This window comes from Megasphaera massiliensis (assembly GCF_036305205.1).
Classification (GTDB): Bacteria; Bacillota; Negativicutes; order Veillonellales; family Megasphaeraceae; genus Megasphaera; species Megasphaera massiliensis.
On record NZ_JAXIXE010000008.1, the window covers coordinates 61,181 to 74,400 of the forward strand.

12 protein-coding genes are annotated in these 13,220 nt (G+C 50.4%); 3 read left to right on the forward strand and 9 right to left on the reverse strand.

What is annotated here, in order from left to right; all coding sequences use genetic code 11:
- Positions 1-138 precede the first annotated feature (138 nt).
- Positions 139-1,404: a dicarboxylate/amino acid:cation symporter gene (locus tag UCI88_RS01310; protein ID WP_407944382.1), complete on the forward strand. Its 1,266-nt coding sequence runs from the start codon at positions 139-141 to the stop codon at positions 1,402-1,404.
- 118 nt (positions 1,405-1,522) lie between these two features.
- Here UCI88_RS01310 and UCI88_RS01315 read toward each other — a convergent pair whose 3' ends face one another.
- From UCI88_RS01315 to UCI88_RS01355, 9 genes are all read right to left on the reverse strand, one after another.
- Positions 1,523-2,665: an acyl-CoA dehydrogenase family protein gene (locus UCI88_RS01315; protein WP_065359965.1), complete on the reverse strand. Its 1,143-nt coding sequence runs from the start codon at positions 2,663-2,665 to the stop codon at positions 1,523-1,525.
- 259 nt (positions 2,666-2,924) lie between these two features.
- Complete coding sequence (trpA, locus tag UCI88_RS01320) at positions 2,925-3,707, reverse strand: tryptophan synthase subunit alpha (RefSeq protein ID WP_044505402.1); 783 nt, start codon at positions 3,705-3,707, stop codon at positions 2,925-2,927.
- The gene (gene trpB, locus UCI88_RS01325) at positions 3,700-4,884 is read right to left on the reverse strand and encodes a tryptophan synthase subunit beta (protein WP_065359967.1); all 1,185 of its coding nucleotides are present in this window, start codon (positions 4,882-4,884) and stop codon (positions 3,700-3,702) included. The genes trpA and trpB overlap by 8 nt, the downstream gene beginning before the upstream one ends.
- A 4-nt stretch (positions 4,885-4,888) precedes the next feature.
- Positions 4,889-5,491, reverse strand: coding sequence for a phosphoribosylanthranilate isomerase (locus UCI88_RS01330; RefSeq protein WP_044505475.1), 603 nt, complete (start codon positions 5,489-5,491; stop codon positions 4,889-4,891).
- Complete coding sequence (trpC, locus tag UCI88_RS01335; RefSeq protein WP_256180154.1) at positions 5,484-6,272, reverse strand: indole-3-glycerol phosphate synthase TrpC; 789 nt, start codon at positions 6,270-6,272, stop codon at positions 5,484-5,486. The genes UCI88_RS01330 and trpC overlap by 8 nt, the downstream gene beginning before the upstream one ends.
- Before the next feature lie 12 nt (positions 6,273-6,284).
- Positions 6,285-7,307 carry an anthranilate phosphoribosyltransferase gene (gene trpD, locus UCI88_RS01340; RefSeq protein WP_044505399.1) on the reverse strand — a complete coding sequence of 341 codons (1,023 nt, stop codon included), beginning with the start codon at positions 7,305-7,307 and terminating at the stop codon, positions 6,285-6,287.
- Between the two features lie 31 nt (positions 7,308-7,338).
- Positions 7,339-7,905 (reverse strand): anthranilate synthase component II, encoded by a 567-nt coding sequence (locus UCI88_RS01345; protein WP_256180155.1) that lies wholly within the window; start codon positions 7,903-7,905, stop codon positions 7,339-7,341.
- Positions 7,902-9,371 (reverse strand): anthranilate synthase component I family protein, encoded by a 1,470-nt coding sequence (locus tag UCI88_RS01350; protein ID WP_256180156.1) that lies wholly within the window; start codon positions 9,369-9,371, stop codon positions 7,902-7,904. The genes UCI88_RS01345 and UCI88_RS01350 overlap by 4 nt, the downstream gene beginning before the upstream one ends.
- Before the next feature lie 413 nt (positions 9,372-9,784).
- Positions 9,785-11,080: an SLC5/6 family protein gene (locus UCI88_RS01355; protein ID WP_176698845.1), complete on the reverse strand. Its 1,296-nt coding sequence runs from the start codon at positions 11,078-11,080 to the stop codon at positions 9,785-9,787.
- A 598-nt stretch (positions 11,081-11,678) separates the two neighbouring features.
- On the opposite strand from UCI88_RS01355, the gene UCI88_RS01360 reads away from it, so the two are divergent.
- Both UCI88_RS01360 and UCI88_RS01365 read left to right on the forward strand, forming a co-directional pair.
- Positions 11,679-12,599 (forward strand): LysR family transcriptional regulator, encoded by a 921-nt coding sequence (locus UCI88_RS01360; protein ID WP_071822373.1) that lies wholly within the window; start codon positions 11,679-11,681, stop codon positions 12,597-12,599.
- Positions 12,600-12,673: 74 nt separating this feature from the next.
- Positions 12,674-13,220, forward strand: a 547-nt coding sequence (locus UCI88_RS01365; protein ID WP_330023910.1) for a hypothetical protein, incomplete at its 3' end; no start/stop codon positions are given.

Below are 13,220 nucleotides of genomic sequence, written 5' to 3' on the forward strand. Positions count from 1 at the left end.
TTCATTGACAGAATGCCTGCCCTCTTCTATAATATACTGAAACGGTAGTTTATTACTGCCGTCCATATTTCTCAAAGGGGGAAGATACTCATGTCAAATGAATCACGAGACGGAGTACAAGAACAAGCCCGGGAAGCGATGCGCAACAATCGCAATCGCCATCAGGGCCGTCAATTCATCTTATGGATCGGGGCCTTAATCCTCGGCGCCATCTTAGGCTGGCTTGGTATTCCGGTGTTGAACCAATTATTCGATTTCATCGCAACGGTTTTCACGCGCTTATTCCAGTTCATCGCTATACCGACCATCGCCTTAGCCGTCATTACAACCTTATCGGCACTGGGTGCTAAAAAAGAAACGGGGCGCATCTTTGCCCACGCCGTCACCTACACCCTGCTGACGACGATTTGTGCCGCCGCCATCGGTCTGGCACTCTACATCTGGATTGCCCCTGGCAATCTGCCTATGGAACTGATCAGTTCCGGTGTTTCCAGCGTTCCGCAGAAACTCGAGTCGGTCACCTACTACGACCATTTCCTGTCGGTTATTCCGAATAATATACTCCAGCCCTTCTTATCGGGCAACGTCCTTTCGGTCATGCTCATCGCAGCCGCTGTCGGCCTTGCCTTAGCCTTCATGCCCAAGACCGAAAATCGTGCCGTCCTGCTCAAAGGCCTCTTAGGCCTGCAGGAAGTCCTCTTCGCCCTCATTCGGGCCCTGCTTTGGATTTTACCGCTCGGCATCCTGGCCTTCTCGGCTCAGCTGGCAGCTCAGATTGAAGCCGGTATCATCGTCAGCGCTTTGGGGAAATATACCTTGGTCATCCTCGGCGGCAACCTCATTCAGTTCTTCATCGTCCTGCCGATTTTCTTAGCCATTCGCGGCTTGAATCCGCTCTACGTCTTCCGCAAAATGGCTCCGGCTATCGCCGTCGCATTGTTCACCAAGAGCTCTGCCGGCACCCTGCCGGTTACCCTGGCCTCGGCTGAACAGCGCCTTAACGTTCATCCTCAGGTATCGCGCTTCGTACTTCCGATTTGCACGACCATCAACATGAACGGCTGCGCAGCCTTCATCTTGGTCACGTCCCTCTTCCTCATGCAAAACGGCGGTACGGAATTGACCATGGGCACGATGATTGCCTGGCTCTTCATCGCCGTTCTGGCAGCTATCGGCAATGCCGGTGTTCCCATGGGCTGCTACTTCCTGACCCTGTCCCTCATGTCCAGTATCGGTGCTCCGATCGGCATCATGGGCATCATCCTGCCGATTTATACCATCATCGATATGGTAGAAACGGCGGAAAACGTTTGGTCTGACGCAGCTGTCTGCGCCATGACCGACCATGACCTGGCACATACTCTCGATGCCGAAGCCAAAGAAAGCGTCGTCGCCGGTCACTAAAATCTTTTAAAAATCTTATAATGTACCTAAAAAGGGAGGCTGACCTGATAGCCATCGCTATCGGCCAGCCTCCCTTTTAATGTATCTTCATGAAAGGAGACTTTCGAAGAAGCCAGTCTTAACGGAACAAACCGCCGGAAATGACGAGTTTTTGAATTTCGTTAGTGCCTTCGTAAATCTGGGTGATCTTGGCATCGCGCATCATGCGTTCGACATGGTATTCTTTCATGTAACCGTTGCCGCCCAGCATCTGAACGCATTCCGTCGTCACTTTCATGGCAACGTCGGTGCAGGTCAGTTTCGCAACAGCCGCGTCTGTCGTGTACGGTTTACCCGCTTCTTTGAGGCAGGCTGCCTTATAAAGAACCAGGCGTGCCTTTTCAATATCGGCGTAGAGTTCAGCCATCTTGAAGGCCAGATACTGCTGCTTATACAGCGGTTTGCCGAACTGTTCACGTTTCTTCAGGTAGTCGATGGCAATGTCAAAGGCCCCTTCTGCCAGGCCCAGGGCCTGAGCGCCGACGCCGATACGGCCGCCGTCGAGAGTCTTCATGGCCAGTTTAAAGCCTTCGCCCGGTTTGGCAATCATCCGGTCTGCCGAAACGCGAACGTTTGATAAGACCATTTCCGAAACCTGAGCCGAGCGGATGCCCATTTTATTTTCCAGTTTGCCGACATGGAAGCCTTCCATCCCTTTTTCCAAGACGAAAGCGCACATGCCCTTTATGCCGATAGCCGGATCAGTCAAAGCGTAGACGACGGTATAGTCGGCAATGGGACCGTTGGTATTAAAAATTTTAGTACCGTTTAAGATATAGTCGTCGCCGTCTTTAGTAGCAATCGTCTGCTGACCGGCAGCGTCAGAACCGGCCGTCGCTTCCGTCAGTCCAAAGGAGCCGATGGCCTGGCCCGATGCGATGGGGGATAAAAAGCGTTTTTTCTGTTCATCCGTCGCCGAAGAATACATGACACTGCCGCCGTAAAGAGACGTATTGACCGAAAATCCGATGCCAAAGGAAGAATCTACTTTGGAAACTTCTTCAACAGCCAGGATATACGGAAGATAGCCGACATCGCTGCCGCCGAATTCTGTCGGATAGCAGAGACCGAACATGCCCATCCTGCCAAATTCTTTAAAAGCTTCCAACGGAAATTCCGAAGCTTCATCGCGTTCTACAACACCGGGCAATAACCGTTTAGCCGTAAAATCGCGTACTTGGTCGACAATTTGCTGCTGTTGTTTCGTGAGTTCAAAATCCATGATCGTCACTCCTTCTGTTGAAATGGAAATATCCATATAGCGTGCATAAACCTTAGTTATATAAATATTTCGTTACAAGAAATATCTTGCCTACATATTATCATGGGAAATCGACAAAGTCAACGAAGTGCCAAATTTATCATAGACAGACTATTTTTTATGCCAATTTGTAATAAATAAGCATTCTTCATAAAAAAAGATCTGAACCACAGCGACGAACTGTCATTCAGATCTTTATGTAAATTCCTATATGGCCTAATTATGAGCGGCTGCGCATGACCGCTTCCTTCATTTCCTTCACATAGTCATAGATTGGTTTTTCTGCATCGTCCCCGTATTTAGCAATCAGTTTGACGATGGCACTGCCAACGATGACCCCGTCGGCGTCACGGCCAATGGCTTCAGCCTGTTCGGTCGTATTGATGCCGAAGCCGACGGCACAGGGAACGTCAGTCACAGCTTTAGCCGTATCGATGATGTCTTTGAGGTTGGTCTTGATTTCCGTCCTTGTTCCGGTTACGCCTAAGGAGGATACGATGTATAAAAATCCTTCCCCGGCCTTAGCAATGGTCTGGATCCGGTCTTTTGAGGTCGGAGCAATCATGGAAATGATATCGATACCATGAGCCTTGGCAGCGGCTGCACATTCGCCCCGTTCTTCAAAGGGCATATCCGGAATAATGATGCCATCGAGGCCTGCTTCTTCGCAACGAGTGAAGAAGGCATCGGCCCCATAATGGAAGACGGGATTGAGATAGGTCAAGAATACCAAGGGGATCTGCGAATCCTTCCGGACGCGCTTAACGAGATCAAAGACGTCGTCGATGCGCGTCCCTTGTTTCAAGGCCCGTAAGTCCGCTTCCTGGATGACGATGCCTTCAGCAATGGGATCGGAAAAGGGAATTCCGATTTCAATCAAGTCAGCTCCGGCTTTTTCCATGGTCATAATGTATTCATAGGTCTTTTCCAACGACGGGTCACCTGCCGTCAAAAATCCGATAAAGGCTTTTCCCTTTTTAAAAGCCTGGCCAATCTTACTCATGTAAATCCCTCCCCTTATATCTTGCAATGGCAGCGACGTCTTTATCGCCGCGGCCGGACAAGCAGACGATGATGCTGTCTTCAGGACTCATCGTCGGTGCCAGCTGCATGGCTTCATAGACGGCGTGGGCGCTTTCAATGGCGCAGATGATGCCTTCTGTGCGGGCCAAATATTCAAAGGCTTCGACGGCTTCATCATCTTTGACCGGAATGTACTGAGCCCGACCCGTTTCATTTAAGTAGGCGTGTTCCGGTCCGATACCGGGATAGTCGAGACCGGCCGAAATGGAATAGACTTCGTCGATCTGGCCGTCTTCGTTCTGGCAAAAAATCGATTTCATGCCGTGAAAGATTCCCACTTCCCCCTTGGCAATCGTCGCCGCATGGAGTTTGGTATCGATGCCTTTGCCGGCAGCTTCGCAGCCGATGAGACGGACATCTTTATCGTCGATGAAGTGGTAGAACATACCCATGGCATTGCTTCCGCCACCGACGCAGGCCAAGACCGCTGCCGGTAATTTCCCTTCCTTGTCGAGGATCTGCTGACGCGCTTCCTTACTGATAACGGCCTGGAAATCGCGAACCATCATCGGGAAAGGATGAGGCCCCATGGTCGAGCCGATGACGTAATGAGTGTCATCGACACGGCTGACCCATTCTCGCATGGCTTCGTTGACGGCGTCTTTAAGGACTCGGGAGCCGGAAGTAACGGCATGGACCTTAGCCCCCAACAGTTCCATACGATAGACGTTCAAAGCCTGGCGAATCGTATCTTCTTCGCCCATGAACACTTCACATTCAAGGCCTAAGAAAGCGGCGGCCGTCGCCGTCGCAACACCGTGCTGACCGGCACCGGTTTCAGCGATGACCCGGGTCTTGCCCATCTTTTTCGCCAACAGGCACTGACCTAAGGCATTGTTGATTTTATGGGCCCCTGTGTGGTTCAAATCTTCACGCTTCAAATAGACTTTCGCACCACCCAAATCTTTCGTCATCCGTTCGGCATAGTAAAGGAGTGACGGCCGATTGGCATAGTTATCAAGGAGTTCTTTTAATTCTGCCTGAAAGGCCGGGTCATGTTTATAATGGTCGTAGGCTTTTTCCAATCGCTGAATTTCATTCATCAGCGTTTCCGGTATATACTGGCCGCCAAAGGAGCCGAATCTTCCTGTACTCATCTGTTTACCTCCTGTAAACACCTAATGTTGTCATAAATAAAGTCATCTTTTCTCTGTCCTTCACCCCATCCGTTTCGATGCCGCTGCTGACGTCGAGGGCATAAGGCTGAAGGGCTGCTGCTTGAACTGCATTCTGCGGCGTAAGGCCGCCGGCTAAAAAGTACGGTCGGCCAATGCCTTTCAGCAAGGACCAATCAAAGGCCTTACCCGTACCGCCCTTTCCCTGATCGAGGAGGATATAGTCGGCACGGCTCTCCAAGGCTCGCGTTACGTCGTCTTGATTGGCAATAGAAAAAGCCTTGATGACAGGAACGCCTAAATCCGTCTGTATCTGCTGTACGAAAGCTTCATCTTCCTGACCGTGGAGCTGGACAAGCTGGATGACGCCTTTTTTTACTAACGACGCCATATGCTTCGGCTCATCGTCGACAAAGACGCCGACAGCCGGGATGGACGGATCCAGTTCCCTGCGAAGTTCTGCTGCCAGCTCATCAGAAACGCGTCGCTTCGTACCGGCGAAGACGAAGCCGGCATAGTCGGGGTGGAGTTCATTGGCCCAAACGATGTCGCAAGGCCGCTTGAGGCCGCAGAACTTTACCTTAACCACGAGTTCCGGCGGCAAGTTCCGCCAGAGCCGCATTCTTATCAGGACTGCGCATCAGCGTCTCGCCGATGAGGACGGCGTCTGCGCCATGGTCATAGAGGCTTTTCGTATGCTCTCCCGTCTTGATGCCGCTTTCGGCAACAAAGAGAATATCGTCCGGTACCAGCGTTCTCAGACGGAAGCTCGTGTCGAGAGAGACCGTAAAGTCTTTTAAATTCCGATTGTTGACGCCGATGATGCGGGCACCGGCCTTGATGGCCCGAAGGACCTCCGTTTCGTCGTGAGCTTCAACCAAGGCCGAAAGGCCCAGAGAATCGGCAAGTTCAAAGAAGCATTTCAATCGTTCATCATCGAGGATGGCGCAGATTAAAAGGACGGCCGAAGCACCAATGGCCCGGGCTTCATAAATCTGATACTCATCGATGATGAAATCTTTGCGAAGGACCGGCGTCTGAACCGCCTCGGCAATATCCTGTAAATACTTGGGACTTCCTAAGAAGTAATCCCGTTCAGTCAATACGGAAATAGCCGCCGCACCGGCCTGTTCATATTCCCTCGCAATGGCTTCATAGGGAAAATCAGGAGCAATCAGTCCTTTTGAAGGCGAGGCTTTCTTGACTTCACAAATGAAGGAAAGACCCTTCTGTTTCAGGTTATGTTCAAAGGGGAACCCCTCTTTTTTCGGAGCTGCCAGGGCCCGTTCTTTCATCTCCGATAAGGAAACTCGTGCCTTATCCTCTACCAGCCTTTTTGCAACAGCTGCCGTTAAATCATCGAGTATCATGTGCTCACCTTCTTACGAGTTGCTGACAGCAATGCAGCGATTCAGCGTTTCCATAGCCTTGCCGCTGTCGATGAGATCGGCAGCCATTTTGATACCGGCACCGATGGAATCGGCTTTACCGGCAATGAACAAGGCCGTTCCGGCATTCAAGAGGACGGCGTTTCGTTTCGGCCCCTGAACAGTTCCCTTCAGGATGCCTCGCGTGATGTCGGCATTTTCTTCCGGCGTGCCGCCGACGAGGTCTTCCTTCGTTCCCGGCACCATGCCGAAGTCTTCCGGCCGCAGGATAGACGTCCGATAATATCCGTCACGGAGTTCACAAATCGTCGTCGGCCCGTTCGGCGAAATTTCATCGAGTTTTTCCTGGCCGTAGGCGACGATTCCTCGTTTGACACCAAGGGTCGACAATACTTTCGCCAGGGGTTCGACCAGGTATTCATCGTAAACGCCGAGGAGGATCATCGTCGGCTTAGCCGGGCTGGTCAAGGGCCCGAGGATGTTGAATACGGTCCGGAATCCCAGTTCCTTGCGGATGGGTCCGATATACTTCATAGCGGCATGATATTTCTGAGCAAAGAGGAAGCAGAAGTTCGTTTCTTCCAGCATCTTAAGTGCCAGTTTCGGATCCTGTTCGATATTGAGCCCCAGTGTTTCCAGGCAGTCTGCCGTACCGCACAGAGACGAGGCGGCTCGATTGCCGTGTTTGGCTACTTTAACACCGGCCGAGGCAATAACCATGGCCGACGTCGTCGAAATATTGAAAGAATGGGCACCGTCGCCGCCGGTACCGACGACTTCCAGGACATCCATGCCCGGATGAGGAACGGGCGTTGCCATAGAGCGCATGGCTTCGGCACAACCTGAAATTTCATCAATCGTTTCGGCCTTGGTGCTCTTCGTCGACAGCGCCGCCAAGAAAGCGGCATTCTGGGTCGGTGTCGTCTTGCCGTTCATGATTTCCAGCATAACTGCCTTTGCTTCGTCATAGGTCAAATCACCTTTATTTACAATCTTGATAATCGCATCTTTAATCATCGTCGTTACCTCCTCGTAAGGACTCTATCTATTATAATTTTAAGAAATTTTCGACCATCATCGGTCCCGTCGGCGTCAATATCGATTCCGGGTGGAATTGCAAGCCGTATGTAGGATAATCTTTATGGGCGACGGCCATGATTTCGCCGTCATCGGTCCGAGCCAGGACACGAAGATCATCGGGAAGGGTATCGGGATCGAGGGCCAGCGAATGATACCGGCCGACGTCGACCGTTTCGGGAAGTCCCTTAAAGAGTGGCGTTTCCCGGTCGAGGGCGGCGACGGATTGTTTGCCGTGCATCAATTCCCCGGCGTAGGTAATGGTGCCGCCGTAGACTTCACAAATAGCCTGATGGCCCAAGCAGACGCCGAGGATAGGGATCTTTCCCTCAAAATAGCGGATGGCCTGTTCACAAATCCCGGCATCCGACGGCCGACCCGGGCCCGGCGAAATGATCAGATGATCCGGATGCAGGCCCTCAAGGGCTTCTACGGTCATTTCATCGTTGCGGATGACCTTAATGTCCGGATTCAACTGTCCGATGAGCTGGTAGAGATTATAAGAAAAACTGTCGTAATTATCGATGAGTACAATCATTTGTCAATCCCTCCATTGGCCCGCTGCAGGGCGATGACGACGGCCTTGGCTTTATTCAGGCATTCCTGGTGTTCCTGTTCCGGTACGCTGTCGGCGACGATGCCGGCACCGGAGCAGGCGTAGACGTGATTCCCCTTCTTATAGGCCAGGCGGATGCCGATACAGCAATCCATATTGCCGGTAAAATCGATGTAGCCGACGGCGCCGCCGTAAACGCCGCGCTTATGGCCTTCCAGTTCATCGATGATTTCGCAGGCCCGGATTTTCGGAGCACCGGACAAGGTGCCGGCCGGCAAGGCCGCGGCAATGGCATCGACGGCAGTCTTATCGTCCCTTATCGTACTGTGTACGGTAGAACCGATATGCATGATATGAGAAAAGCGCAGGACGTTGAGATAACGTTCGACATGGACGCTGCCAAAGTCACTGATGCGTCCCAAGTCGTTTCGGCCTAAGTCGACGAGCATATTATGCTCTGCCAATTCCTTGGGGTTGTGCAGGAGTTCGTCTTCCAGTTGATTATCTTCTTCCACCGTCTTGCCCCGCGGCCTCGATCCGGCTAAGGGAAAGGTAAAGAGGTCCCGCCCTTCGAGGCGGATCAGCGTTTCCGGAGAAGAACCGGCAAGCTCGATATCGTCGCCGGAGAAGAAGAACATATACGGCGACGGGTTGATCGTCCGCAGCACGCGGTACGTATCGAGGAGGCTGCCTTCGGCTTCAGCCTGAAGGCGATTGGCTAAGACGACTTGGAAGATGTCCCCTTCGCGGATATAATGTTTCCCCTTTTCAACCATTTGGCAGTATTCCTGCTCATTAAAGAGGGGTTTAAAGTCGCTCTTTAACTGAAGGGGCTGGGCCGGTGCCTTCTCGCCATGGCGAATGAGGTCTTCCATACGCTGTAGTTCCAACATAGCCCGATTATAATTTTCTTCTGCCCCGTCGAGGCGAACGTTGACGATGAGGTAAATCTGCTGCTTTAAATTATCGAAGACGATGACCTTGTCGAAGAGCATGAGGTCGAAATCATTAAAGCCATCGTCATCAGCGGCCTTGAGTGTCAGTGACGGTTCAGCATATTTAATAAAATCGTAGGAAAAGTAGCCTACCAACCCGCCGGTAAAGGGAGGTAACCCTTCCAGGCGCGGCGCCTTATTGTCGGCTAAAATTTGAGAAATGAGCTGTTCCGGATGGTCCGTATGAATCTGTACTTCAGCCCCGGTCTTGATTGTAACCGTTCCGTCTTTGCAGAACAGGCCCATCTGAGGATCGTATCCTATGAAGGTGTATCGGCCCCAACGCTGAGAATCTTCCATACTTTCCAAGATATAGCAATGAGAGCTGATATGCTTGACCGTTCGCAAGACTTCAATCGGGGTACAACTGTCGGCATACATGCTGACTCCGACAGGAACGACCTTATATTGGCCTTGGTAGGCTTTTACCTGTTCTAAGCTGAGCGTTTCCATACAAACCTCCTAAAAAAATAATCCGTCCATGACAATACGATTTGTCAAGGACGGATTTAAGTTCCGCGGTGCCACCTTGTTTTAGGGGTTGAGCCCTACTCTCGACGGAATACCAACATATTCCCGGTAACTGACGTATACCAACACGTCGCAGGATACTCAGCCTTGCGGCCTTTGACTGCGCCCTCAGCGGTCCATTTAACGAGCTGCGTCGGCCGGCTCTCAGCACCCCGGCTCTCTGTACGTGCACGTCATCGTTTTTACTTCCGCCTCAATGGTTTCATGGACGATGTTCAATTGATGTTTGTATGATACACCGCATGATTTAAACTGTCAAGGTAGTTTTTATATAATTTTTAAGATAATCGTTTTACTTGTGTTTAAGCCCACACTTTTAGGGAGAAATTTCCGTCTTACATCATGGCAATGATCGGCGAGATGATCAAGAGGATACCGGCGAATACGATGAGTACCAGCGAAATTCCCTTATATTTGTGAAGGGCATTGACTTTGTAAACCAAGTACGCCGGGATAAGGCAGGCGATGATACCGAAGATCGGTCCGAGAAGGGTCAGGAGCTTCAAGACCGGTGCATTGAGGACGATGGCGCCCCAGGCAACGGCAACGGCGAAGATGAGGATGCCGAAGCTGACCATTTTCTTATTGATCTTGTCTTCCGGCATGAAGCGGTGCAGGAGATTCATGGCGATCCCCTGGCAGGCTTCGCGGAATCCGAGGAACACACTGAAGAAGGCCGTCATAACGGCGAAGACGTTGAGGACCAGGCTGAAGATCTTAACAGCGCTGCCGTCGAAGCCCTTGGCAACGATAGCCAGTGCAGAAATGTTCTGGGAATAAGCGAGAACGGCTTGATCGTGACCGAGCGCCAGGTTAAAGGACATGGCATACGAGAAGATCGTAATGAACAAGACGGAGAAAGCGATTTTCATAGCCCGCATGGCTTTGTAGCGAGCGACGTGGATCGATTTGTTATGAGAGCGGTAAGAAATGACCATGGGGCTGATGCTGGGGATAAACAGAATCGAGGTCAAGGTTACAGGCAGCATGGCAATCGTGTTTTTCACGAGGTAGCCTAAATCGGGGAAAACGCCGATATTGGCAATGTTCCAGTGCTGGATCATGATGCCGCCTAAACAGATGACGACTAACAATTTCGTTAAAACCATCAATGTCGAAATCCGGAACAAGAGCTGTTCACCACGGGAAGCGAGAAGGACCATGGCACAGATGATAGCCAGCCCATAAAAAGGATTGTCGGACAGGAGCGTATCGGTGACGCCGAAAGAATAGAGGAAGGATGCACTGTCATTGGTCAGTGCCGTCGAATACATGAAAACACAGATGAGAATACTGAGGAAGTAAAGGATGCCCAGCAGGAAACCCCAGTTTTTGCCGAGATAGCCGCTGATAACGCTGGGATAGTCTTCACACCGCGGCGAATCGGCCAGGGTATTAATGAACAAACGCTGCAGAAGATAGATGGCCGGATAGGCAATGATTGCGGAAAATAAGTAAACCCATACGCCGACCAGGCCGACCTGAACCGGTAAGAACACGATACCGGCACCGATAGCCATGCCGATACTCATAATAATCCAGCCCCAGTCCGTACTGTCGAACTTGACGGCTGCTTTCCATTGTGCATCTGTCATTCCCGCTTGGCGGGCCAGTGCTGCTGATGAATTCATATCAAAGACCTCCTATGGTGAATAGATTGGATGGATGATGTCCCCTCGACACTTACATTTTATCCCTTGATGCGGCTCTCCTTTCTCAACTTCAGTGTATATACTTTTTACCTATGTCGTTTTTTAACATTTTTCTAAAAACCGTAAATTTTAATGTACACGTCGGGGTTTTACCTTTTACTTAAACGTTCTATTCTATGGTTAAAGTATATCATGAAAGGTATAGGCTGTAAAATATTCATTGTGCAATTTGCATTCATAGTATTTATCTATGGAATAAGTCATTATTCCTTACTTTTTTGTCAGGAAAACGAGAAATATCCATGAGTTTAAAATGAATCATTATCACCTTACGCCAAATTTCACAAACATTTGTCTTTTTCAAAAAGCCAAATTTGGTTAACTTTTCTTTATAATTTAAATTTTTAAGTGGGATTTTTCTTTCTTCATTTTTGCTGTTTCGAGATTAAAATTTTCATTTTAAAACTTTCTTTACTGTGTCAAAAAATCATAACTTTCCCAACTTTGCTTATTTTGATACAATAAAGCTAAGAAGGGCGTCTCTATAGGTACGGTTTATATTTGAGGTGGTTTTACTATGACTTTACAACAATTGCGTTATATCCTTGAGTTATCAAAACATAATTCTATTTCTGCCGCCGCCCAAGCTCTGAACATCGCCCAGCCCAGTCTCAGTGCCGCCATCAAAGACTTGGAAACAGAATTTTCCCTGACGCTGGTCAAGCGGAATCGTCACGGCATCACGTTCACATCGGCCGGGTTAGAGTTTCTGCACTATGCCGACCACATCTTAGCTCATGCTGACGAAATGCATGATCATTTTCACCCTGAAACCGGCCAGGAAGACTCGCACACCCTGACCGTTTCATCTCAGCACTACCCCTTTGCCGACGAGGCTTTCATCCATGCTCTGCAGCGCATATCGCCGACATCAGCCTACACCTTTACCCTGCGTGAAGGTCGGACATCACAGGTCATCCACGACGTCGTCACCCGTGAGAGCCAACTGGGCATCCTCTTTTTATCCCACATGAACGAAAACTTTTTGCAGGACCTGTTCCAAAAGAACAAGCTGGAATTCACGTCTCTCTGTACGTTTACGCCCTGTATCTACGTCCGCTTGGACCACCCCCTGGCAGAGAGTCAAAGCATCCCTCCCGGCAAGCTTAAGGACTATCCCTGCGTCCGCTTCGAACAAGGGCACGACCGCTCGCAGTTTTCTGAAGAACTGCTCCTATCGGACCCATCCAATCGGCAGAGCATCTATGTCACCGACCGATCGACACTGTTCAGCATCATCCGCGCAACCGACGCCTATACCATCGGAACGGGGCATGTCGCATCGGCCATCATCGGACGCCACATCACGGCCATTCCCATTGCCAATCCCTTGGATACGATGACTGTCGGCTGGATAAAGATAAAAGAGGAAGCTCTTTCGCCGGAAGCGCTCCTGTACGTCAACATTTTATCAGGACTGCTTACGGGCCGAGAATAAGGGTTACGGGCTAAAACAAAGAATCGGGGTTCACGGACATCTTCGTGAACCCCGATTCTTTGTCTCTGCGCCCCTTGAAAAGACGGCAGTACCACCTCCCGGTTCTAAGACAGACAGCCCTTTCAAAAGTCCCGGAGGAAATGGAGGCTGCTCCCTCTTGTAACACAGCCTTAAAAGCATCTGCAGACGCAGCGAAGGGCCACGATCAATACCTCGCTGTCAGCACAAGAGAAAGGCTATTTACGGTTTCACAGGACTGTTCCTTATCAAAACCGGCTGACCGCTATACCCTTTCATACACCGCAACCCACGATAAGGACGACAATACCGGAAAGGCCTTCCCCATCTTATACACAGCTCATCGGCATCCTAAGAATGCCCCGGTCTGTACCTCGACGCTGAAAGACATTACACGTCATGCCCTCCCGCTGCCTGTCACAGCAGTTACGCTCATCCCGGACAAGAAAGAGTCCGGCCAAATGAACCGACCCCCTAAAGTTGGACCTAAAAATCTAACTTTAGGAGGTCGGTTTTTTATGGTAAAATACAGTACTGAATTTAAGTTGAAAGTTGTCACTGCATATCTTAATGGTGAAGACAGTTATAAAAAACTAGTACCCA